The organism is Streptomyces sp. Ag109_O5-1, assembly GCF_003814875.1.
GTDB classification, from domain to species: Bacteria; Actinomycetota; Actinomycetes; order Streptomycetales; family Streptomycetaceae; genus Streptomyces; species Streptomyces sasae.
Map to the genome: position 1 here is coordinate 3,620,278 of NZ_RKQF01000001.1, position 19,650 is coordinate 3,639,927.

Annotated in this window: 32 protein-coding genes and 1 pseudogene; 30 read left to right on the plus strand and 3 right to left on the minus strand. The window is 70.2% G+C overall.

What is annotated here, in order from left to right; genetic code table 11:
• Positions 1-6: 6 nt before the first annotated feature.
• Positions 7-1,287, minus strand: coding sequence for a 1-deoxy-D-xylulose-5-phosphate reductoisomerase (dxr, locus tag EDD90_RS16180; RefSeq protein ID WP_123973691.1), 1,281 nt, complete (start codon positions 1,285-1,287; stop codon positions 7-9).
• Positions 1,288-1,456: 169 nt separating this feature from the next.
• Between dxr and EDD90_RS16185 the strand changes: the two genes are divergently transcribed.
• Both EDD90_RS16185 and EDD90_RS58575 read left to right on the plus strand, forming a co-directional pair.
• Entirely contained in the window at positions 1,457-1,915 is a 459-nt protein-coding gene (locus EDD90_RS16185; RefSeq protein ID WP_123973692.1) for a lamin tail domain-containing protein, read from the plus strand.
• 103 nt (positions 1,916-2,018) lie between these two features.
• A complete protein-coding gene (locus EDD90_RS58575) occupies positions 2,019-3,614 on the plus strand; it encodes a recombinase family protein (protein WP_123973693.1) in 1,596 nt (531 codons plus the stop codon).
• On the opposite strand, the gene EDD90_RS16195 is transcribed toward EDD90_RS58575, so the two are convergent.
• Together EDD90_RS16195 and EDD90_RS16200 are read right to left on the minus strand one after the other, a co-directional pair.
• The gene (locus EDD90_RS16195; protein ID WP_123973694.1) at positions 3,541-4,035 is read right to left on the minus strand and encodes a hypothetical protein; all 495 of its coding nucleotides are present in this window, start codon (positions 4,033-4,035) and stop codon (positions 3,541-3,543) included. The two genes, EDD90_RS58575 and EDD90_RS16195, sit on opposite strands and share 74 nt — an antisense overlap.
• Positions 4,036-4,098: 63 nt before the next feature.
• Positions 4,099-4,548, minus strand: coding sequence for a hypothetical protein (locus EDD90_RS16200; protein ID WP_123973695.1), 450 nt, complete (start codon positions 4,546-4,548; stop codon positions 4,099-4,101).
• 258 nt (positions 4,549-4,806) lie between these two features.
• Between EDD90_RS16200 and EDD90_RS16205 the strand changes: the two genes are divergently transcribed.
• The 28 genes and pseudogenes from EDD90_RS16205 (at position 4,807) to EDD90_RS16340 (ending at position 19,631) form a co-directional block, all read left to right on the plus strand.
• Positions 4,807-5,031 carry a helix-turn-helix transcriptional regulator gene (locus EDD90_RS16205; RefSeq protein WP_123973696.1) on the plus strand — a complete coding sequence of 75 codons (225 nt, stop codon included), beginning with the start codon at positions 4,807-4,809 and terminating at the stop codon, positions 5,029-5,031.
• Positions 5,028-5,213 carry a hypothetical protein gene (locus tag EDD90_RS16210; protein ID WP_123973697.1) on the plus strand — a complete coding sequence of 62 codons (186 nt, stop codon included), beginning with the start codon at positions 5,028-5,030 and terminating at the stop codon, positions 5,211-5,213. Before EDD90_RS16205 ends, EDD90_RS16210 begins: the two co-directional genes overlap by 4 nt.
• Before the next feature lie 94 nt (positions 5,214-5,307).
• Positions 5,308-5,658 (plus strand): hypothetical protein, encoded by a 351-nt coding sequence (locus EDD90_RS16215; protein WP_123973698.1) that lies wholly within the window; start codon positions 5,308-5,310, stop codon positions 5,656-5,658.
• A complete protein-coding gene (locus EDD90_RS16220) occupies positions 5,655-6,257 on the plus strand; it encodes a hypothetical protein (protein WP_123973699.1) in 603 nt (200 codons plus the stop codon). The genes EDD90_RS16215 and EDD90_RS16220 overlap by 4 nt, the downstream gene beginning before the upstream one ends.
• A complete protein-coding gene (locus tag EDD90_RS16225) occupies positions 6,254-6,499 on the plus strand; it encodes a hypothetical protein (protein ID WP_123973700.1) in 246 nt (81 codons plus the stop codon). Before EDD90_RS16220 ends, EDD90_RS16225 begins: the two co-directional genes overlap by 4 nt.
• On the plus strand, positions 6,496-6,864 hold the full coding sequence (locus EDD90_RS16230) for a hypothetical protein (protein WP_123973701.1): 369 nt from the start codon (positions 6,496-6,498) through the stop codon (positions 6,862-6,864). The genes EDD90_RS16225 and EDD90_RS16230 overlap by 4 nt, the downstream gene beginning before the upstream one ends.
• Complete coding sequence (locus tag EDD90_RS16235; RefSeq protein WP_123973702.1) at positions 6,861-7,385, plus strand: hypothetical protein; 525 nt, start codon at positions 6,861-6,863, stop codon at positions 7,383-7,385. Before EDD90_RS16230 ends, EDD90_RS16235 begins: the two co-directional genes overlap by 4 nt.
• Positions 7,385-7,825 (plus strand): hypothetical protein, encoded by a 441-nt coding sequence (locus tag EDD90_RS16240; protein ID WP_123973703.1) that lies wholly within the window; start codon positions 7,385-7,387, stop codon positions 7,823-7,825. Before EDD90_RS16235 ends, EDD90_RS16240 begins: the two co-directional genes overlap by 1 nt.
• Positions 7,825-8,874, plus strand: coding sequence for a YqaJ viral recombinase family protein (locus EDD90_RS16245; RefSeq protein ID WP_123973704.1), 1,050 nt, complete (start codon positions 7,825-7,827; stop codon positions 8,872-8,874). The genes EDD90_RS16240 and EDD90_RS16245 overlap by 1 nt, the downstream gene beginning before the upstream one ends.
• Positions 8,871-9,125 carry a hypothetical protein gene (locus EDD90_RS16250; protein WP_123973705.1) on the plus strand — a complete coding sequence of 85 codons (255 nt, stop codon included), beginning with the start codon at positions 8,871-8,873 and terminating at the stop codon, positions 9,123-9,125. The genes EDD90_RS16245 and EDD90_RS16250 overlap by 4 nt, the downstream gene beginning before the upstream one ends.
• Entirely contained in the window at positions 9,122-9,910 is a 789-nt protein-coding gene (locus tag EDD90_RS16255) for an ERF family protein (RefSeq protein WP_260327889.1), read from the plus strand. The genes EDD90_RS16250 and EDD90_RS16255 overlap by 4 nt, the downstream gene beginning before the upstream one ends.
• Positions 9,907-10,743, plus strand: coding sequence for an exonuclease domain-containing protein (locus EDD90_RS16260; protein WP_123973706.1), 837 nt, complete (start codon positions 9,907-9,909; stop codon positions 10,741-10,743). Before EDD90_RS16255 ends, EDD90_RS16260 begins: the two co-directional genes overlap by 4 nt.
• Positions 10,744-10,748: 5 nt before the next feature.
• Positions 10,749-11,114 (plus strand): hypothetical protein, encoded by a 366-nt coding sequence (locus tag EDD90_RS16265; protein WP_123973707.1) that lies wholly within the window; start codon positions 10,749-10,751, stop codon positions 11,112-11,114.
• Entirely contained in the window at positions 11,114-11,440 is a 327-nt protein-coding gene (locus tag EDD90_RS16270; protein WP_123973708.1) for a hypothetical protein, read from the plus strand. The genes EDD90_RS16265 and EDD90_RS16270 overlap by 1 nt, the downstream gene beginning before the upstream one ends.
• Positions 11,437-11,691 (plus strand): hypothetical protein, encoded by a 255-nt coding sequence (locus tag EDD90_RS16275; protein WP_123973709.1) that lies wholly within the window; start codon positions 11,437-11,439, stop codon positions 11,689-11,691. The genes EDD90_RS16270 and EDD90_RS16275 overlap by 4 nt, the downstream gene beginning before the upstream one ends.
• A 47-nt stretch (positions 11,692-11,738) precedes the next feature.
• The gene (locus tag EDD90_RS16280; RefSeq protein ID WP_260327890.1) at positions 11,739-12,506 is read left to right on the plus strand and encodes a phosphoadenosine phosphosulfate reductase; all 768 of its coding nucleotides are present in this window, start codon (positions 11,739-11,741) and stop codon (positions 12,504-12,506) included.
• Positions 12,506-12,763 (plus strand): hypothetical protein, encoded by a 258-nt coding sequence (locus EDD90_RS16285; protein WP_123973711.1) that lies wholly within the window; start codon positions 12,506-12,508, stop codon positions 12,761-12,763. The genes EDD90_RS16280 and EDD90_RS16285 overlap by 1 nt, the downstream gene beginning before the upstream one ends.
• Positions 12,760-13,380 (plus strand): hypothetical protein, encoded by a 621-nt coding sequence (locus EDD90_RS16290; RefSeq protein ID WP_260327891.1) that lies wholly within the window; start codon positions 12,760-12,762, stop codon positions 13,378-13,380. Before EDD90_RS16285 ends, EDD90_RS16290 begins: the two co-directional genes overlap by 4 nt.
• Positions 13,377-13,769, plus strand: coding sequence for a hypothetical protein (locus EDD90_RS16295; RefSeq protein WP_123973712.1), 393 nt, complete (start codon positions 13,377-13,379; stop codon positions 13,767-13,769). Before EDD90_RS16290 ends, EDD90_RS16295 begins: the two co-directional genes overlap by 4 nt.
• The gene (locus EDD90_RS16300; protein WP_123973713.1) at positions 13,766-14,215 is read left to right on the plus strand and encodes a helix-turn-helix domain-containing protein; all 450 of its coding nucleotides are present in this window, start codon (positions 13,766-13,768) and stop codon (positions 14,213-14,215) included. The genes EDD90_RS16295 and EDD90_RS16300 overlap by 4 nt, the downstream gene beginning before the upstream one ends.
• Positions 14,212-14,460, plus strand: a pseudogene (locus tag EDD90_RS57315) (WhiB family transcriptional regulator); the annotation flags it as partial. The gene EDD90_RS16300 and the pseudogene EDD90_RS57315, both read left to right, overlap by 4 nt.
• Before the next feature lie 413 nt (positions 14,461-14,873).
• Positions 14,874-15,128, plus strand: coding sequence for a WhiB family transcriptional regulator (locus EDD90_RS55475; protein ID WP_185149115.1), 255 nt, complete (start codon positions 14,874-14,876; stop codon positions 15,126-15,128).
• Positions 15,125-15,313, plus strand: a complete 189-nt coding sequence (locus tag EDD90_RS16315; protein WP_260327892.1) for a transcription factor WhiB — start codon at positions 15,125-15,127, stop codon at positions 15,311-15,313. The genes EDD90_RS55475 and EDD90_RS16315 overlap by 4 nt, the downstream gene beginning before the upstream one ends.
• Positions 15,314-15,406: 93 nt before the next feature.
• Complete coding sequence (locus EDD90_RS16320) at positions 15,407-15,802, plus strand: hypothetical protein (RefSeq protein WP_123973715.1); 396 nt, start codon at positions 15,407-15,409, stop codon at positions 15,800-15,802.
• A gap of 3 nt (positions 15,803-15,805) precedes the next feature.
• Positions 15,806-16,636, plus strand: a complete 831-nt coding sequence (locus EDD90_RS16325; protein ID WP_123973716.1) for a YfdQ family protein — start codon at positions 15,806-15,808, stop codon at positions 16,634-16,636.
• Positions 16,636-16,947, plus strand: a complete 312-nt coding sequence (locus EDD90_RS16330) for a hypothetical protein (protein ID WP_123973717.1) — start codon at positions 16,636-16,638, stop codon at positions 16,945-16,947. The genes EDD90_RS16325 and EDD90_RS16330 overlap by 1 nt, the downstream gene beginning before the upstream one ends.
• A gap of 11 nt (positions 16,948-16,958) precedes the next feature.
• A complete protein-coding gene (locus EDD90_RS16335) occupies positions 16,959-18,788 on the plus strand; it encodes an AAA family ATPase (RefSeq protein WP_123973718.1) in 1,830 nt (609 codons plus the stop codon).
• Positions 18,789-18,806: 18 nt separating this feature from the next.
• Complete coding sequence (locus EDD90_RS16340; protein ID WP_123973719.1) at positions 18,807-19,631, plus strand: phosphoadenosine phosphosulfate reductase; 825 nt, start codon at positions 18,807-18,809, stop codon at positions 19,629-19,631.
• Positions 19,632-19,650 lie beyond the last annotated feature (19 nt).

Genomic DNA, 19,650 nt, shown 5'->3' on the forward strand with positions numbered 1-19,650 from the left:
GGGCTGTCATGCACGCGCCTCCGCGGTCGCCTTCTGCGCTGTCAGTTCCCGGGCCCGGGCCCGTGCCCAGGTCTCCGCTTCGAGGACGTCCGGCACGGTGAGCGAGGTTCCCGTACGGGGGGTGCCGTGTTCCTCGACCACCCGGGTGACGGTCTCCATGATGCCGTTGAACGGCAGCAGACCGGTCCGGAAGGCCTCGACGCACTCCTCGTTGGCCGCATTGAACACCGCCGGGGCGGTGCCCGCGAGCTCGCCGACGTGCCGGGCGAGGTTCACGGACGGGAAGGCCTCGTTGTCCAGCGGGAAGAACTCCCAGGTGGACGCCTTGCTCCAGTCGAAGGCGGGCGCCGCGTCCGGGACCCGTTCGGGCCAGCCGAGACCGATGGCGATCGGCCCCCGCATGTCGGGGGGCGTCACCTGCGCGATCGTGGATCCGTCCGTGAACTCAACCATCGAGTGGACATACGACTGCGGGTGGACGACGACCTCAATGCGATCGAAGGGAATGTCGTAGAGGAGGTGTGCCTCGATCACTTCCAGCCCCTTGTTGACCAGGGTCGCGGAGTTGATCGTGATGACCGGGCCCATCGCCCAGGTGGGGTGGGCCAGCGCGTCCTCGACGGTGACGTTCGCCAGCTCGGCCTTGGTGCGGCCCCGGAAGGGCCCGCCGGACGCCGTGACGACCAGCTTGCGGACGTCGGCCCGGGTACCCGCCGCCAGCGACTGGAAGAGCGCCGCGTGCTCGGAGTCGACCGGGATGATCTGGCCGGGCTCGGCCAGCGCCTTGACCAGCGGGCCGCCGACGATCAGCGACTCCTTGTTGGCGAGGGCCAGGGTGTGGCCCGCCTCCAGGGCGGCGAGGGTCGGTGCGAGGCCGATGGAGCCGGTGATGCCGTTGAGGACCGTGTGGCACTGCGCGGAGTCGGAGGCGGCGACCTGCGTGGCCGCGTCGGGGCCGGCGAGGATCTCGGGGAGCGGCTCACCGGTGCCGTACAGGCCCGTCAGCGCCTCGCGCAGCGCCGGTACGACGTCCTCGCGGGCGACCGCGACGGTCCGTACCCGCAGCCGGTGCGCCTGCTCGGCGAGGAGGGCGACCCGGCCGCCGTTGGCGGACAGGGCGGTCACCCGGAAGCGGTCGGGGTTGCGCAGCACGAGGTCGATGGCCTGGGTGCCGATGGATCCGGTGGAGCCGAGGATCACCACGTCCTTCGGGCCGTCGCCCACGAGCGGGTCGTACACGAGGTGCGGGTCTGCCAGGGGTGCCGGACTGGCGGGACTGTCGGTCATCCCCCCATTGTTGCCGCAACCGGCGGCCCGGTGGACAGCGCGTCCCTCGCCCGGGTGCCTTATCAGTTCTTGGCGCCGTATGGAGCGGAATTCCCTTTGTGTGGTTCACGTGAAGATCATGTGATAACACTTCTGTCCATTCGGATTTGGATCCAGGGGGGATCTCTCCATGCGTACTCCGCACATACGCACCGTCCTGCCCGCGCTCGCGGGCGCCGCGCTGCTCACCGGCACCGTGCTCAGCACCCCGGCCCAGGCGGCCGGCGGCGTGACGATCTACCACGTCTGGTTCGACAGCCCGGGCAGCGACAACCGTTCCAACGCCAGCCTCAACGCCGAGTGGGTGCAGATCAAGAACACCGGCGGCTCGGCCGTCTCGCTCAAGGGCTGGGTCCTGAAGGACGTCTCCAACCACCGGTACGTGTTCAAGGACGTCAGGATCGGCGCCCACAAGACGATGAAGGTGCACACGGGCCGGGGCACGGACACCGCGTCGGACAAGTTCCAGAACCGCCGTGCCTATGTGTGGAACAACACCAGCGACACGGCGACGCTGACCAGGGCGAGCGGCGCCAAGGTCGACTCCTGCTCCTGGACGACGCGGGATCCGAGCGACAAGTACTGCTGACCCCCTACTCGAACGGACGGCGGACGTTGTCCCGCTGCGAAGGCCCCGGGGTCGCGTCGGCGAATCCCTACCAGGGCCCTCGCTCGACTCGTAGAGTGAGGGCATGCCGCTCGCCCCCGAATACCTCCACATGGTCTTCCCTCAAGTCACCTTCCACGCCTGGCTCTACGGCCGCAACAGCGTCGACCCCCGCAAGAAAGGCCGCTCCGTCGCCGACCAACTCTCCGAAGGCCGCGGGCTCTGCACCAACTTCGGGTGGATCATCGACGACGAGTTCAAAGACACCGGCATCTCCGCAAGCCGCCACGCCCGCCGCAGCCGCGACGACTTCGAAGCACTCCTCGACACCATCGAGAGCGCCGACACACCACCCGGCACCATGCGCGTCCTCGTCGCCTACGAGGCCTCCCGCTACTACCGCGACCTTGAGGCCTACGTCCGGCTGCGCAACGCCTGCTACCACGCTGGCGTACTGCTCTGCTACAACGGCCAGGTCTACGACCTGTCCAAACGCGAGGACCGCAAGGCCACCGCCATGGACGCCATCGCCGCCGAGGACGAAGGCGAAGGCATCCGGGACCGAAACGTGCGCACCGCCCGACTCAACGCAGAAGCCGGCGGCATCTGGGGAAAGTGCCCGTTCGGCTTCAAGCGCAAGTACGACCCCGACAGCGGCGAGCTAATCGGCCAGTTCGAAGACCCGGTGCAGGGCGCGGTCGTAATCGCCGCGCTCCAGCACATCGACGGCGGCGGCTCCATCAACTCCCTGATGAAACACCTCAAGAACAACCCGGACGCGGTCCGCCCTGACGGCTCCGAGTGGGACGAGGGCCTCATCAAGTACATGCTCGTCAACCGGGCCTATCTCGGCGAGCGCATGCACCACGGCCAGAGCCGCAAGGCCAAGTGGGACGCGCTGAAGGAACTTCAGACCACTGAAGGCCGGGCGCTGTTCCGCCGCGTGACGAAAATCCTGACCGCCCCGGACCGCAGCATCCACTACGACTCCCGCGCAGCCCACCTCCTGTCCCACATCGCCTTGTGCGGACAGTGCGGGGACGGTGTCGTCCTCAAGGCCAGCAAGCGGGCTGGTGACAAGAAGGGCGTATACCGGTGCAGCGGGGCACGCGACTTGACGATCGTGGAGGAGACCCTCGACGCCTACGTTGAGCAGGCGCTCATGGCGTGGCTGTCGCGGAAGGAGCAGGCGCGGGCCGCTCTGGTACCGGACCAGTCGAAGGAGCGGGCGGAGGTGCAGCGCGCGCAGCAGCTGCTCGGCGTGTACACCGAGGAGTTGGAGGAGGCCCGGCGGCTGAACCGCACCCGGAACGAGCAGGGGCGCCCGCTGCTGTCGTTGACCGTGCTGTCCGAGAAGGAGCTGGAGCTGCTGCCGAAGATCGAGCAGCTGGAGCAGCGCCTGGAGTCGGCGACCGGTGTCCCGCTGCTGGTGCAGCAACTGCTGGGCGCGGCGGACCCGGAGGAGAAGTGGGAGGGCCTGTCGCTGGAGCAGAAGCGTGAGGCGCTCCGGCTGCTGGTGACGGTACGGCTGTTCCGGGACCCGAAGCCCGGCGGCAGGGGGATCACACCGGGACGTGTCGGGTTGTCGTTCGTCGGCTCAGCAGGGTTCAGGGATGCACAGAGCCGTGTTCACGCGAGCGTTCCCGCCGCTGCCCGGGCTGAGGCTGCGGGAAGGGAATGAGGTTGCCCGCTGGCGTGTCCGGGGCGAGTTTCCTGTCGCGGATCATGAGTACGGTGGCTTCCATGGTTTCAGCGATCAGGGCGGCGCGCTTCTCCTCGAACTCGGCCTCAAGCGCTACGCGTTCCACCTTGAGCCGCTCGGTGAGCCGGGCGCGCGCGGCGGCGACGTCCTGGCTGAGCCGGGACCGCTCGTTCACCTGCGCGGCCTGGCCTGCGAAGTAGCGGGAGCGCTCGGCGACGGCGGCTCGCTCGGCGGCGGCGAGGGCTCGGCGCTCGTCGGAGGTGTTGAGAATCCACCGACGGATCGCGACGATCCCCAGCAGCAGCACGGCAGTGATGGTGAGGCATCCTCCGCCAAGGGCGTGCGCGATGTCGCTGCGGAGGATGCCGTGCAGGAGGACTGCCAGCCCCCCGGCGAGCACTGCTGACGCTGCTGTGGTTGCGGCCCGGGTGCTCCCGGTGAGTTGCATTCGTACCCCCACTGCTCACATCTCTGCTGCTGTCCCTCCAGCGTCGGCGCTGCCGTCGGTGTGCTCGTCTTCGAGACGCTTGAGACGTTCGATGGTCGCGTAGAACAGCTCGCGTCCCACTTCGTCCCTGATCCCGAGCCGATCAGCTGCTTCTTCCGGAGTGAGGCCAGAGCCTACCCGCGTTCGATCGGTTTCGGACAGTGACTGAAGAGATTCGGGTGACAGAATCCCGCCCTCCACTAGAAGGGCGCCCAGCTCAATGCCGGTGGCCTCGCTGATGGCGGCGTAAAACCGGGCGTCCGGTAGGGCACTTCCTTGCCAAAGCCGGGTGACGCTTGCTTCGGCCATGCCGGTATCGCGGGCGAATCGCGCCTTGGCGCCGTGGCCGGTGTAGCCGGCGCGCTCAGCTGCTGGCACAACGATGTCGGCAAATCGTCGTGCGCGTGTGGGGGTCCCCTCGCTCATGTCCGCCGACTCTATCGCCCTAGGTAGGGAGATAGCCAGAAACTTCCTTGCCCGCAAGGGTGCCCATTGAGCCATTGACCTGCATTAACACAGGCCACTCATATTATCGAACGCTCGTTCGGTGGCAATCGGGCGAAAATCCCCCCGCCATCTTCCTTGCGCGCAAGGAAGGAAAGTGGCAGAGTCTTCCTCGTGAGCAAGGAACCCCCTTCCACCAGTGACGACTCCTGCCAACCCCCCACCGAGGGAGGTGACTACGTGTTCCGTCTTGACGTCCGCAAGCTCCGCGAAGCCGCCGCCCGCAAGGGCGACAGGCGCAACGCCGAGATCGCCCGCCGGACCGGCATCGCCGAATCGTCCGTGTCCCGCATCCTCCGCGGCGAAGCACAGCCTGACCTGAACTCGGCCATGCGCTTCGCCGAGCAGTACGACCTCGACCTCCGCGCCGTCATCAAGCGCGTGACCGTCGAGGCCGCCGCATGACCCCCGAGCGCCGACGCGAACTGCTCGGCGACGAGGCCATCGCCTACATCAACGAGGTCGTCGACGCCGCGCCCGAGCCGACTCCGGACGTTGTCGAACGGCTTCGCCAGATCTTCAGCAACCCCCAGGGCGCTGCGCAGCAGCAGCTGGCCGTCGACCGGCCGGCGCCTCGCGCCGCCTGACCCCCCTCGAACGCGCCGAAGGGCCGCTCCGACTGGCCGGCCTGAGCAGCCCAACGACTCGGCGACCCCAACCACACAGAAAGAAGAGGTCACCGTGACCACTGAGATTACCTTCCGCCCGGGCCTCGAAGGCCTGATGGCTGCACTGTCCGTCGCCGAACAGGTGACGGCCGCCTCCCCGGCAGTCCCGGACCAGGTGAACCTGACCTCGGCCCACTTCGACTACGTGCCGGGCACCGACTTCCAGCGGCCGACGGGCGTCCTCCTGTTCTTCCACCGGAGCATCGAGCAGGTCCGTGAGTTCGCCGCGGCCTTCGGACTGGAGACCGCCGACCGGGCGCACGGCGAGACGGACGTCTACACGTACGCCGAGGGCGTCCTCAACGGGGTGCCGTTCCGGGCGTGGACGCTGACCGCTGTCGAGGCGCCGGCGGTGGCGGCATGAACACGAAGTCGGTGAACAGCGCAGCCGGGGTGATCCTCGCGGCGCTGGCCCAGAACCGGACGGCGGCGGGGATCGCGCTGGCGCTGGAGTCGGCCGGCTTGTTGATGTCGCCGGAGGCTGCGGCGGATCTGGCGTCGACGTCGACCGACGCGGTGGTGGTTGCTGAGCAGGCAGTCGAGGAGCTCAAGCGGGAGCACGAGGTGTCTGCTCGGCTGCGGGACCGGCTCGCTGAGCTGGAGGCGTGGAAGGCCCGCGACGAGGAGGTGCAGCCCCACCGTCAGGCGATCGGCGCGGCCAACATGCGGATGATCGGTGTACTGGAACTGCGTATCCGCCGGGTCCGCATGCTGCATTCGAGGGGCTGGGGCGCGAAGTCCGAGCGGTGCGAGCACGACGGGCAGCCGTGGCCGTGCTCGACCTTGGGGGCGTTGGACGCGGCGGTCGGGACGGCCGGGCGTGAGGCGTCGGTGGACGGGATCACGCAGCGGATCGCCCCGATGCAGGCCCTGCGTGAGGTCCCGGACGGCGAGCACTACGCCGCCACCCACCACGACTACCGCCTGAGCCACGACCTCCCCGAGACGGGCGGTCCCCGATGACCGGCACCACCACCCCCGAACTCCTCACCTGCCTCGGCATCGGCATCGGCAGCTTCGTCCTCCCCCTGCCCGTGTTCTTCGCCCTCGCCAACCGCGAGCAGCTCCTCCCCGACCGCGCCCACCAGGCGCTGGCCCAGGGCCGCGTGGTCGTGCTGGCCACTGCCGACCGCGGCCGCGAACTGCTCGTGACGCTGCTGCTCGCCATCGTCCGCCACCTCGAACCGAAGGGAAGCGTCCGATGACCCGCATCGACGGCCCGTTCCCGATCACCGTCAACGCCACCGACGACGGCGCCGAGCTCGACATCTCCTCGTTCCTGATCCGCGCCGTCCTCACCCAGCTGGTGACGGACGCCGCGGAGGACCCGGAGGGCGTCGGCGAGGAGTTGGCGGGGATCGGCGGCCTCCTCAAGTCGGCCGTGCACCAGGGCCGCGACTCGCACGCCCGGCACGAGTTCGACGCCAAGATGCAGGAGCTGGTGGAGCGGTTCGCGGCGGGCGGGACGATCCCGCTGTACGGGGCCGCTGTGGGGCAGATGCGGGACGCGCTCGCGGTGATCGCCGCGCCCCGCCCGGTCCCGGCGCAGCGCGAGGCAGGTGCCGCATGAGCGCCGCTTGGCTGGAGCTGCACACCGTCCTCTCGCTGAAGGTCGACGCCACCGAGGCGTACCGGCTCATGCACAACTACCGCGACGAGGAGCTGCACAAGTCCCGCACGGCCGAGGCGTACCCCGGTCAGCTGGCCATGCTGAGCGGCCTCATCGCCACCCTCCGCGCCGTCGCCCAACACGGCGACCTCTCCGACGTGCGGAAGCTGCTCGCCGAGCACGAGCGGGACGAGCAGGACGCATACGCCGAGGCCGAGGGGAAGAGCAGCCGCCGCGCGGCCGACGCCACCCCCGGATTGACCGAGCGCCAGGAGCGTCTCCTCGACGCCATCCGGGCCCACGGCGGCGAATGGACCACCCGTCGCGTCCTCGGGTTCTTCGCGCTCACCGACCCCGACGTCGTCCAGCGCGGCACGGCCCGCCGCGACCTCGCCACTCTCCAGCGGGCCGGTCACCTCGTGCTCGTGGACACCCCCGACAACCGGCACTACGTGCTGCACACCCGGAAGGACGGCGCCTGATGGCCGACCTCGCCACCCGCCGCGGCCACCTCCTCGCCGCCATAAGGCAGCACGGGCGCCCGGTCACTACCCAGCTCGCCGAGCAGCTCCTCACCGGCGCGTGGCCGACGTACGGCCGGAACACCGCGCGGAAGGACCTGCGCGGGCTCGCCCGGGCCGGGCTCCTCACCGCGGCCGACGTCAACGGCCGCCGCGTCTACCACCCCACCAGCCGAGAGGTCGGGCCGCCCGTGACCGCCACCCGCCATATCCAGCCCTCGCCCGACACCGAACGCGTCCTCGGCCAGATCGAGCGCGGCGAGATCCGCTGCGGCCGTGACGCGGCCCGTGAGATCGCGGCCCGCCATCAGGCCGCGTACGGCGACGAGGTGTGGCCGGACTCCGCGTGGGCGGCCGCGCTCGCCAGCCTTCCGGCCAGCGCGAAGGGCGGTAACGCCTGATGACGACCACCACCGACGCCGGGGCGGCGAACGCCCCGGCCGCCGGCCGCCGCGTCACACCGACCGGCCGGCTCATCCTCTCCGCGGACGCCGACCGCGCCAACTGGCTCACCGCCCGCCGCCAAGGGATCGGCTCCAGCGACATCGCCGCGATCCTCGGCATCAGCCGCTACGGCAACGCCCTGTCCGTCTGGCACGACAAGACCGGCGGTCTCCCCCTGGAATCCGACGACAGCGAACCCGCCCTGTGGGGGCGCGCGTTCGAGGAGACCGTCGCCCGCGAATGGGCCCGCCGCAACCGCAGCGTGGTCCGCCGCGTCGGCCTCGTCGCCAACGTCGACCGGCCGTGGCAGATGTGCACCCTCGACCGCCGCGTCCTGGAGTGCCCGCTCGCCGACGGCCGAGAGAAGTGCGCGGTCGAGATCAAGTGCCGCGACAAGATGAAGGCCGGACAGTTCCGCCGCGGTGTCGCCGACGACGTCCTCGTGCAAACCCTGTGGCAGGCCGACGTGTGCGGCTTCGACCACGTCCACGCCGCCGTCCTGATCGGCGGCAACGACTACCGGCAGTTCGTGATCCGGGTCGCCGACCACGCCGAGCTCGTCGACGACCTGCGCACGGCCGGGGCCCGGGCCTGGCAGCAAATCCTCGACCGGCGGCCGCCGTCCGTCCCCGGCGACGCCGACCCGGACGTCCTCCTCGACCTGTACGAGCGGCTCTACCCCGACCGGGCCGGGACGGTCGACATCACCCGGGACGTCGACACGCAGGACGCGGTCGCCGACTACCTCGACGCCCACCAGGACTACGCGGCCGCCGAGAAGCGGAAGAAGGCGGCGAAGGCCCGGATCCTCGCCGGGCTCGGCGGCGCCGAGGCCGCCACGGTCCTGGACCGGCTGCATGTGTCGCTCGATGAGCGGTCCAAGGAGTGGACGGACACCAAGCGGCTCGCCGAGCACTGGCCGGACGCGTACGCGGACTGCGTCGAGGACCGCACGTACCGGCAGATCAACATTCCCCGCTCTGTCCGTGAGGAGCACGCCGCATGATCACGCCTCCGCGCTGGGGCTGCGCCGAGTGGCGTCGCGAGAACCTCCTCGCCGCGATCAGCGAGCAGGGCGGCGAGTGGACCGTCGGCCGCGTCAAGCAGATCTACCGGCGCTGGCTCCGCCGCCACATCTACCGCCACACGATCCGCCTCGACCTGGCCCGTCTCCACCGTGACGGCCATCTCGACCGGCACGGCGACGGCACCCCGCGCCGCTTCTACACGCTCCGCCAGGAAGGCGCCACCTCATGACCACGATCGCTGAGCGGGCCGCCGCAGCAGCCGGCCGCACCACGGACACCGATGACCTGAAGCTGCCCGAGGAATACGTCGATCAGTTCCCGGAGTCCGCGCCCATGCCGGACCCGATGGCCGGATACGAGCCGGGCGAAGACGACCCCGAGATGGTGCCCGTCCACCTCGCCTGGCTCCGCGTCCGCAAGGACATCCGCGGCATCGCCAAGGGCGAGGAGTACAACGACGGCTACTCCCGCTACAACTTCCGCGGCGTGGACGCCACCGTCATGGCCTTCGCCCCGGTGACCATGCGGCACGGCGTCAACGTCGTCCCCCACCAGGTCGACGCCACCTACCGGGACACGAAGACCGCCAAGGGCAAGGCCACCCGCGAGTGCACCGTCACCATCACGTGGCACATCATCGGCCCGCGCGGAGACGTCATCGTCGCGCAGTCGCAGGGCGAGGCCCTGGACTCCGGTGACAAGGGCACCGCGAAAGCTCAGTCCGTCGCGCTGCGGGTGCTGCTGCTGAACGGCGGCCTCGTGCCGACCGGCGACCCGGACCCCGGGAGCAGCACCATCGACCGCGGCGAAGCGTCCGTCCGCTCGGCCGTGTCGTACCTCGACGAGATCTGCGACCCCAACACCAGCGCCGGGCGCCTACGGCAGATCCACTTCGAGCTGAAGCAGGGCAACCTCCTCGGCGCGCTCATCACGAACGAGGTCGGCGTCGAGGAGCGGATCGGCGACATGGTCGTCCGCATCGGCAAGGAGCGCGCCGCCGGGGGTGCCGAGTGACTACCTGGCACCTGGAGCACATGGCCGCCCTCGACTTCGAGAGCAGCGACAAAGACGCCGACACCGCCCGCATCGTCAGCTGCGCCCTCATCCTCGGCGGCGCCGGCCGCACCCCCGACACCCGAACCTGGCTCCTCAACCCAGGCATCCCCATGGAACCCGAGGCCATCGAAGTACACGGCATCACCGACGAGTACGCCGCCAAACACGGCATGCCCGCCGAACAAGGCGTCTCCGAGATCGCCAAGGCCATCAGCGAAGTCGTCGCCGCCGGCGTCCCGCTCGTCGGCCACAACATCGGCGGCTACGACCTCAACCTCCTCGACCGCGAATGCCGCCGCCACCTCGGCGACAGCCTCGAAGGCATCTGCCGGGCCCCTCTCACCCGGGTCATCGACACGATGGTCCTCGACCGGCAGGCCGCCCCGTTCCGGAAGCGGATCAGCGAGAAGCAGGGCCCGTACCAGATGCGGACCACCGCTGAGACGTACGGGCTGGACTGGGACGAGGAGAAGGCCCACGGCGCCGAGTACGACGCGTGGATGTCCGCGCGGGCCGCGTACCGCATGGGCGTCATCGCGCACACCCCGTACCGGCAGCGCCCGGCGTGGGTGCTGGCGCTGCGGCCGAACCGCTTCAACGCGCTGCGGGACATCACCGTCGACGAGCTGCACCAGCGGCAGATCGAGTGGTACCGCGAGGACGCCGCGAACTACCAGGCGTGGCTGCGGAACAAGGCGAAGGCCAAGGACAAGTACGACCCGACTGCGGTGATCGATGGCCGGTGGCCCCTGCGCCCTGCCCCTGAGCCGGAGGCGGGTGAGGGCTCGTGAACCCCATGACCAGCGAGCAGCGCCGCGACCTCCAGAACCTCCTCGGCTTCACCATCGCCGCCGACCCCGACGCCGTCACCCGGACGCTCGCCGCCGTACGCCGCGCAGCACAGCCCAACGCCGACCGACTGGCAGTCACCCAGGCCGTCGCCGGAGCCCTGTCGCTCACCAAGCGGCTCCTCGCCATCGAGGAGGCCTACGCCACCGTCCGCACGACGATCGCCCGCCTGGAGATCGCCAACGCCCGCGGCCACGACGACTACAACCTGCACGACCTCGCCGCCGAGCTGGAGCGCGCCGGCATCGACCTGAAGACCGACTACGACGCGGCCGATGATCTGGCGCGCGCGGCAGAGAGCGAGGCCCTGTGATGCCCGTCCTGAGGAGCACCTACCAGGAACTCCGCGACCGCTACCGCAAGGTGGTCGAGGAGCGCGACGACGCGGTGAAGCTCGCCGCCGAGCGGCTGTCCACCATCACCCGACAGGCCAACGAGATCTCCCGGCTCCGCGACGAGCAGCCGGACCGGATCGTCGCCGCCCCGCCGCCCGCGCGGGGAGACGCCGAGGTGCGACGCCAACTGTTCCTGACGCAGCGGGCCCTGGCCGACATGCAGCAGCGCCTCGACGACTTGCAGACCTCGCACATCGCGGACACGCGGGAGCTGCACGACCTCCGGCAGGGGGCGACGTCGTGATCACACCACTCGCCGTCGGCACCTGCTGCCTCATCGTCAGCCTCTCCGGGGCATTCCTCATCGCCCGGGCGTGGCCGCAGCCGTCCGGCGGCCAGCACCGGCGGGGCACGCGCCCGATGCTGCGGCCTGTCGAGGCTCTGGACCAGTTCGAGGACTGGTGCCCGGTCGAGCACAGGCGGACCCTGCACACCCGGCTGCGGTCGGGCGGGGTGCTGTGCATGGACTGCCGCAACCCGGGCCGGGGTGCGTGATGACCACTGCCATCCGTTCTTTCAGCTTCGGGGGGGGCGTGCAGTCCATGAGCGCACTCGTTCTCGCCGCTGAGCGTCGTATCGACTTCCCGCTGTTCGTGTTCTCCAACGTCGGCGACGACAGCGAGAACCCCGGCACGCTCCGCTACGTCGAGGAGTATGCCAAGCCCTACGCGGCAGAGCACGGCATCGAACTCGTCGAGGTGCACCGCGTCATGCAGCGCACCGGCGAGTCGCGCACGCTGATGCAGGACCTCACGCGCCCCGGCTCGAAGTCCCTGAAGATCCCCGTGCGGATGTCGAACGGGGCCCCTGGCACCCGCTCCTGCACCGCCACCTACAAGATCGAGCAGGTCGGTCGGGAGCTGAAGCGGCGGGGCGCCACCCCGGAGAACCCGGCAACGATCGGCATCGGCATCTCCGTCGACGAGATCCACCGGGCGAACAACCGGATCACCGAGCCGCACGAGCGGATCGTGTACCCGCTCCTCGACCTCGGACTGCGGCGCACGGACTGCGCGCGCGTCATCCGCGACGCAGGGCTGCCGGTACCGCCCAAGAGCAGCTGCTTCTTCTGCCCGTTCCACCGGCCGGAGACCTGGCACGACCAGCGGCGCAACGAGCCGGAACTGTTCGAGAAGTCCTGCCAGCTCGAAGAGCACCTCAACCAGGTGCGCGACGAACTCGGCAAGGACCACGTCTACTTGACCCGCTTCGGCAAGCCGCTGCGGGAGGCGATCCCGGACGGTGTGGATCTGCTGCCGATGTTCGACGAGGCCGACGGCCTCTGCGACTCCGGGTGGTGCATGACGTGATGGACACGATCACCACCGCCCTCGGCGCCTACGGCATCGCCTGCGTCGTCACCTGGTCCCTGTTCGTGCCCCGCTCCGTCCGAGCCCTCCGGGCGCCCCGGCGGACGCAGCTGGCCGAACGCGTCGCCGACGCCCAGGCCCGCACTGGCGTGACCCCGGAGGAGCTGGAGGACGCGGCGTTCGTCCGCCGCGTCCAGGCCGAGCTGAAGGACTACGGCGCCGGGATCGCCGACTACTACGACAAGGGGGAGTCGTGACCACCCTTTTCGATCTCGCTGACACCCCGGCTGCCCCCGTGGCGGCCGGCCGCGCCCCGAAGGTGATCGGCCTCGACGTCGCCATGGGCATCACCGGCATCGCAGGCGAAGGCTGGACCGACTACGTCAAGGCCAAGGGCTCCAGCCAGCACTCCCGATTCGAGCAGCAGCTCGTCGGGATCGCCGACCACATCCGCAACGCCGACTTCGTCGTCATCGAAGGCCCCGCGTTCTCCAAGAACAACCAGGGCGCCGACGCCCTGTCCGCGATGCGGTGGATGGTCCGCCACGACCTGTGGAAGCGACGCATCCCCTACGTCGTCGTGAACCCGGACATCCGGCTCATCTACGCCGTCGGCACCGCAGCACCCAAGGACCCCGACACCGGCCTCCGGCTGAAGGGCGAACCCCTCAAGGCCGTCGTCCGGCAGGCCGTCGCAGACACGTACGGCATCACCACCGAAGGCCACGCCAAGTACGACGAAGCCGACGCCTACGTGCTGCTCTGTATGGGCCTGCACTGGCTGGGGCGCCCGCTCGCCGTAGTCCCGGACACGCACCGCCGCGCACTCGACTCCGTGCGCTGGCCCGCCCGGGCGGAGGTGATCGCCCGATGATCGAGATCACCATCCGCCTCAACACCCCCGACAGCGCACGCCGGTTCGCCGGCCACCTCCGCGCCCTCGCCGCCACCGAAGCCCACCGCGGGCAGGCCCGCCAGTTCCGCGGCACCGCCCGCCGCCTGGAGCAGCTCACCCGACCGGTCCTGCACTACGCGCCGCGTGTCCGCCGCCCGGCCCACCCCGGCATCGACGAGGGCGCCGTGCAACGGGTCGTCGCCGGGCACCAGCCGTTCCCGGTGCTGTCCCGGGACGAAGCGCGCCTCGCCTGCTGGCACTTGACCCAACGCGCTTGCCCGGCGCCGGAAATCGCCGCCCGGATCCGGGTGGCGCAGCGCACGGTGCACCGCTGGCGCGCCGAAGACCGACAGGCGGTGACCGCATGAAGATCCGTGCTGACGTCGCCCAGATGCTGCGCGCCGGCCATTCCGACCGCCAGATCGCACGCCAGCTTGGCGTCCACCGTGACCAGGTCATCAGGGCCCGACGGCTCCTCGGCATCCCCGCGGGGCCCACGTTCCCGCAGCCCAAGGCGGTCGAAGACCTCTTCCGGGAGCGGGTCGAGGAAGTCGACGGCGGCCACCTGAAGTGGAGGGGCTTCCGCAACGAGCGCGGCACTCCGGTCCTGAAACACCGCAGCCGAGGCGCCCTGCGCAACGAGACCGCCTACCGCGTGGCATGGCGGCTCCAGCACGACCGCGAGCCGGAAGGGCTGGTCCTTCCCGGCTGCGGCTACGACCAGTGCGTCGCGCCCGGCCACGTGGAAGACCGGCGCCTGCGCAACCAAGTCACGGCCGCATACGCGGCGATCTTCGGGGAGACAGCGGCATGAGCCACGACACCGACTGGCGGAAGTCTGCGGTCTGCCGCACCAAGGACCCCGAACTCTTCTTCCCGAAGGGCACCGAGGGCCCCTGGGCGCTCGCCATCGAGGAGGCCAAGGCGGCGTGCCGCCGCTGTCCCGCCGTCGAAGCCTGCCTCCAGTTCGCCTTCCAGACCGGCATCGACCACGGCATCTTCGGCGGCCTCACCGAAGCCGAACGGCGCTCCCTGCGCCGCCGCGCCAACGCCGGACGCATCACCGGCGACAACATCACCAAGTCCGCCCAGCGCGCCCGCCAGCCGCAGGAGCCCCGCACCCTGCGCAGCATCCTCGACGCCAACACCGCCCGCGTCGGCGACGGCCACCTCACGTGGACCGGCCCCGAACAGATCCACTTCAAAGGCCGCGTCTACACGCCACGGCAGGCCGCGTTCATCGTCGACCGCGGCTACTACCCGACCGGCCGGATCACCTCCATCTGCGGTGTCCCGGACTGCGTCCTGGCAGCGCACATCGAGGACTACGAGGAACGCACCCGCTGCGGCACCCGGCCCGGCTACCAGAGGCACCTGCGGGAGCGGACAGAGGTCTGCGGGCCGTGCCGGCAGGCGAACACGGACGCCGACAACCGGCTGCGCAGGAGCGGCAGCACGAAGGCGGTGGCAGTGTGAACGGCCACTACCCGAACCCCGCCGAGCCCGCGCTCGCCTGGGCCGAGGACGCCGCCTGCCGCGGCCGGGACGTAAGCGAGTTCTTCACCAAGAACCAGCGCCGCGTTCAGGAGATCAAAAACCTCTGCGAACGCTGCCCAGTACGGGAGAAGTGCCTCGACGAAGCGCTCCGCGCCGAGGACACCAGCCGGTACGGGATCTACGGCGGCCTCACCGCAGAGGAACGGGCCCGGCTGGGGAGGCGCAGGTGAACGGCCCCTGGATGAGCGGCGTCCAGGTCCGCCGCATGGAGCACGGCCAGACCCCGATCGCCGACCAGCTGTGCACCGCCTGCGGCATGCACAAGCGGGTCACCGGCCGGGCGAAGGTCGAGGACTTCATGCGGGCAAACCCGCTCGCCGAACACCGGGCCGTGTGCCAACCCAAGACCACCTGACCGGGGCCGCCCCGCTTCCCCCCGCCGCTCACGGGGCGGCCCCACCCCCACACACCACACCAGCACCACCAACCAGAAAGGCACCACCGGCACATGACCACCAACACCGAAACCGGCGAGATCCAGCAAGCGCCCGTCGCCGCATTCCTCGCCAGCCACCTCAACGGCCGCACCGACGAAGACCTCAGCACCGAATTCCACACCCTCCTCGACGCCGTCCGCGCCCACGGCAAAAAGGGCTCCCTCACCATCACCATCGTCGTCGACCCCCCCGCCAACGGCGTCGAGTCCGCACCGCTCCCCATCGGCGTCGAGTCCACCGTCAAGGCCCCCAAGCCCACCCCCGTCAAGAGCCTGTACTTCCTCAACGACGAAGGCCTGCCCGTCCGCGAAGACCCCCGGCAGATGGCCGCCGGCGTGTACCGCACCGCCGACGGCGCCACCGAGTTCCGCATGTCCAACTCCACCACCGAGTACAAGGAAGCCTGATCTGTGACCAGCTACCGCGACCTCACCGCCACCCCCGGCGAGGCCCAAGTCATCGTCGACACCGCCCTCCTCGCCGCCGCCCCCGCCGAGCTGGAGATCGGCAAGGTGTACGCCTTCCGCACCCCGGCCGGCGTCGAAAAGGTCGACCTCACCGGCGACCAGTACAAGGACGCCCCCACCCGCAAGACCGGCACCACCACCGTCCGCGACACCGCCTCCTTCCTCGCCTACTTCGGAAAGCACGCCGACGCGGACAGCGAGGTCTACGCCGACGCCGAACGCTTCACCGTCACCGCCGTCCTCGACGCCAACACCGCGGGCGCCGCCCGCTGGGGCGGCCACCGCGCTGTCCTCGCCCTGCGGCAGACCGACGCCTGGAAGCAGTGGGCCGCCTCCGACGGCAAGCTCATGACCCAGGAGCAGTTCGCCGAGTTCCTCGAGGACCACCTCCCCGAGCTCCTGGAGCCCGACGCCGCCACGATGCTGGAGATCGCCCAGTCCATCCAGGGCGTCGCCAAGGCAGAGTTCCAGTCCGGCACCCGCCTCAACAGCGGCGAGCGAAAGCTCGCCTACGTCGAGACCGTCACCGCGAAGGCCGGGCAGAAGGGCGAGCTCGTCATCCCCGAAACCTTCGTGGTCGGCCTGGTGCCGTTCGAGGGCGGCGAGGGCTTCCGGCTGACGGCCCGGCTGCGGTACCGCATCAACGGCGGCCCGCTCCAACTCGGTTACAAGCTGGAGCGTCCGGCGGACGTGCTGCGCACCGCGTTCCAGGGGGTGGTCACCGAGATCAGCGAGGGCATCACGGTGCCGGTCCTGAACGGGACGTCGGTCTGATGGCCGGGCGCGCTGGCAGCCAGGACGGCGACGGCTCCCGCTGCCCTGCCTGCCGCGCGCCCATCCTCACCCAGTGGGTCGGCGACACCGCCGCCCTCAAGGCCCGCGTCGAACTCCCGGCGCCCAGCGAGCCGCGCCCCTACGGCCCGGCCGCCACGGCCAGCACACCCGACGACCTCGTCTGGTGCCTGCCCCGCCCCCGCCACGGCCCGCTCCGCCTGCGCTGGACCACCGGCCGGCATCCCCCCGACTGCCCACACCAGCACCTCACCTCGCACCAGTGCACCACCGAACCCAGCACGATCTTTTGAGGAGACCGCCCGTGAGCAACGTCCGCCAGCTGCCCCCGCAGGACTCCGCGGCGGCCAGCGACGACGGCCGGCGGACGCCTCCGTGCGACCTGGAGGCCGAAGAGTTCGTCGTCGGTGTCGCCATGCACTCCAAGGCCGCCTACGACGAGTGCTCCCTCCTCATCACCCGAGACGACTTCTACCGGCCCGCCCACCAGCTCCTCTGGGACACCATCGCCGGGATCATCGCCACCGGCATCCAGCCCCACCCCGCCCTCGTACGCGCCGAACTGGACAAGCAGGGCCAGCTCCACCGCGTCGAGGGCGGCAACCTCATCTACCGGCTCAGCTCCGACACCATCAGCCCCTCCCACGCCGCCGCATTTGCCGAGCGCATCGCCGAGACCGGCCGGCAACGCCGCTACGACGCCCACTCCACCGCCCTCAAGGCAGCGATCGACCGGAAGGCCGACGGCGACGAACTCGCCGCCCTCGTCGCCGACTTCCAGCAGGGCGAAGCCCTCCGCGAGAACACCGGCCGCGGCCCCGCCCACCTCGTCGCCTCCCTGCTGAACTGGGACGAGTTCTTCCTCACCGACTTCGGCGCCATCCAGCTCCTGCCCGGCAAGCTCATGGGCCCCGGCCAGCAGATCACGTTGGTCGGTGACGGCAAGGCCGGCAAGTCCCTGTTCACGCAGGAGTGGATGTGGCGGATGGCCACCGGCCAGCCGTTCCTCGGCGACCGGGCGCAGGCCCCGGTACGCATCCTGTACCTGGACGCGGAGAACGGGCAGGAGCAGGTGCAGGAACGGTTCCTGTCTTTCGGTGCCAACGCCCGCCACATGGGGGAACTGCGGTACGCCAGCTTCCCGCCGATCCGCCCCCTCGACACTGCGGGCGGCGGCGCCGACCTCCTCGCGCTCGTGAAGGCCACAGGTGCCGAGCTGGTCGTCATCGACACCGTCTCCCGGTTCATCTCCGGCCCGGAGAACGACGCCGACACCTGGCTGAACCTGTACCGGCACACCCTCCTGCCCCTCAAGCGCGACCGGATCGCCTCCGTCCGCCTGGACCACTTCGGCAAGGACAAGGACCGCGGCGGCCGCGGAAGTAGCGCGAAGACCCAGGACGTCGACCACGTGTGGGAGCTGTCCGCGCAGGGCGGCGGCACCCTCACCCTGAAGCGCACCCACACCCGCACCGGCATCGGCCCCGACCATTTCACCCTCGTCCGCCAGGCCCGCCGTGACGGCGACAACTGGATGCTCGGCGGCACCCGCCACATCCTCATGGCCTACGACGTGGAGCCGGACATGGAAGCCGCCATGGCCGCCACCCCGGGCACGGTCGAGCACATCGTGGCCGCCCTGGACCGGGCCGGCATGCCGGACGATGCGGGCAACCGGGCGGTCCGCCAGAAGCTTGCTGATCTTCAGGTGCCGGGCGGCAACGACAAGATCGCGGAGGCTGTCCGGCGCCGCAAAGCACGGTCCGAAACGCCCGGTTTCGACGTTTCCGGAAAGCGTTCCGGAGACCGTTCCGACGAACGTTTCCCGGAAACGTTTCCCGGAACGCTCCCCGGAACGGAAGAAACCGCAGGTCAGACGTTTCCCGGAACGGTCGCGGAAACATCCGGAACGCCCCCTGTTCCCCACGTTCCCCCCACGAAGTGGGGGAACGGGGAGGGAACGCCGGAACAGGCAGACCCCAAAACCCCCCTCTGCACCGTCTGCCACCACCCCCTCAACCCCACCCGGATCGAACACGGCCACACCACACACCTCGCCTGCCAACCCGGCCTCGGACACCACCCCGACGGACCCGCACACCCACACGACGACGCCCACCACGGCGCCGCCTGACCACGAAAGGCACAGCGCATGACCACGCCCACAGACGCCGATGGCGTCAGCTTCGGCGGCGGCCAGCAGTCCACCGCGCTCCTGGTCCTCGCCGCTCAAGGCAAGCTCCCGTACCGGCGGTTCTACTTCGCCAACGTCGGCGCCGACACCGAGTACCCCGGCACCCTGCGCTACGTCGATGAGTACGCCAAGCCCTACGCCGCCCAGCACGGGCTGGAGTTCATCGAGTTGCGCCGCGTGATGCAGAACGGCCCGGACAAGGGCCAGGAGCGCACGCTGCTCCAGGAGATCCGGCGGCCGGGCTCCCGCTCGATCCCCTTCCCGATGCGCGTCGCCAACGGCATGCCCGGCACCCGCGCCTGCACCGAGACCTACAAGCGTCGGCTCGTGGCCAAAGAGACCCGCCGCCGCGGCGCCAGCCCAGAGCACCCGGCACGACTGGCCATCGGCATCAGCGTTGACGAGATCGGCCGCGCTAAGGACAGCAACATCCCGCACCAGACCAACGTGCACCCGCTCCTCGACCTCGGCCTGCGGCGCACCGACTGCCAGCACATCATCAACGCGGCCGGTCTGCCTGTCCCGCCCAAGTCAGCGTGCTGGTTCTGCCCCATGAAGACCCCGGAGCAGTGGCGGCGTATGCGGCAGGAAGAGCCAGCGCTGTTCGCCGAGGCGTGCGCGCTTGAGGCCGAGATGATCGGCCGCCGCGCCGAGCTCGGCAAGGACGCGATGTACATGACCCGGTTCGGCGTCCCGCTCGCCAAAGCCATCCCGGACGGAGTCGACGCCCTCCCGTTCTTTGACGAGGACCAGGGCTGCGACGACAGCGCCTGCTTCACCTGACCCAGCCTGACCTGCACCG

Bases quoted from the DNA above. Each gene is read 5' to 3' on its own strand.
- dxr (WP_123973691.1), bottom strand. From the start codon at position 1,287: ATGACCGACAGTCCCGCCAGTCCGGCACCCCTGGCAGACCCGCACCTC.
- EDD90_RS16185 (WP_123973692.1), top strand. From the start codon at position 1,457: ATGCGTACTCCGCACATACGCACCGTCCTGCCCGCGCTCGCGGGCGCC.
- EDD90_RS58575 (WP_123973693.1), top strand. From the start codon at position 2,019: ATGCCGCTCGCCCCCGAATACCTCCACATGGTCTTCCCTCAAGTCACC.
- EDD90_RS16200 (WP_123973695.1), bottom strand. From the start codon at position 4,548: ATGAGCGAGGGGACCCCCACACGCGCACGACGATTTGCCGACATCGTT.
- EDD90_RS16210 (WP_123973697.1), top strand. From the start codon at position 5,028: ATGACCCCCGAGCGCCGACGCGAACTGCTCGGCGACGAGGCCATCGCC.
- EDD90_RS16220 (WP_123973699.1), top strand. From the start codon at position 5,655: ATGAACACGAAGTCGGTGAACAGCGCAGCCGGGGTGATCCTCGCGGCG.
- EDD90_RS16225 (WP_123973700.1), top strand. From the start codon at position 6,254: ATGACCGGCACCACCACCCCCGAACTCCTCACCTGCCTCGGCATCGGC.
- EDD90_RS16230 (WP_123973701.1), top strand. From the start codon at position 6,496: ATGACCCGCATCGACGGCCCGTTCCCGATCACCGTCAACGCCACCGAC.
- EDD90_RS16235 (WP_123973702.1), top strand. From the start codon at position 6,861: ATGAGCGCCGCTTGGCTGGAGCTGCACACCGTCCTCTCGCTGAAGGTC.
- EDD90_RS16240 (WP_123973703.1), top strand. From the start codon at position 7,385: ATGGCCGACCTCGCCACCCGCCGCGGCCACCTCCTCGCCGCCATAAGG.
- EDD90_RS16245 (WP_123973704.1), top strand. From the start codon at position 7,825: ATGACGACCACCACCGACGCCGGGGCGGCGAACGCCCCGGCCGCCGGC.
- EDD90_RS16250 (WP_123973705.1), top strand. From the start codon at position 8,871: ATGATCACGCCTCCGCGCTGGGGCTGCGCCGAGTGGCGTCGCGAGAAC.
- EDD90_RS16255 (WP_260327889.1), top strand. From the start codon at position 9,122: ATGACCACGATCGCTGAGCGGGCCGCCGCAGCAGCCGGCCGCACCACG.
- EDD90_RS16265 (WP_123973707.1), top strand. From the start codon at position 10,749: ATGACCAGCGAGCAGCGCCGCGACCTCCAGAACCTCCTCGGCTTCACC.
- EDD90_RS16270 (WP_123973708.1), top strand. From the start codon at position 11,114: ATGCCCGTCCTGAGGAGCACCTACCAGGAACTCCGCGACCGCTACCGC.
- EDD90_RS16280 (WP_260327890.1), top strand. From the start codon at position 11,739: ATGAGCGCACTCGTTCTCGCCGCTGAGCGTCGTATCGACTTCCCGCTG.
- EDD90_RS16285 (WP_123973711.1), top strand. From the start codon at position 12,506: ATGGACACGATCACCACCGCCCTCGGCGCCTACGGCATCGCCTGCGTC.
- EDD90_RS16295 (WP_123973712.1), top strand. From the start codon at position 13,377: ATGATCGAGATCACCATCCGCCTCAACACCCCCGACAGCGCACGCCGG.
- EDD90_RS16300 (WP_123973713.1), top strand. From the start codon at position 13,766: ATGAAGATCCGTGCTGACGTCGCCCAGATGCTGCGCGCCGGCCATTCC.
- EDD90_RS16320 (WP_123973715.1), top strand. From the start codon at position 15,407: ATGACCACCAACACCGAAACCGGCGAGATCCAGCAAGCGCCCGTCGCC.
- EDD90_RS16330 (WP_123973717.1), top strand. From the start codon at position 16,636: ATGGCCGGGCGCGCTGGCAGCCAGGACGGCGACGGCTCCCGCTGCCCT.
- EDD90_RS16340 (WP_123973719.1), top strand. From the start codon at position 18,807: ATGACCACGCCCACAGACGCCGATGGCGTCAGCTTCGGCGGCGGCCAG.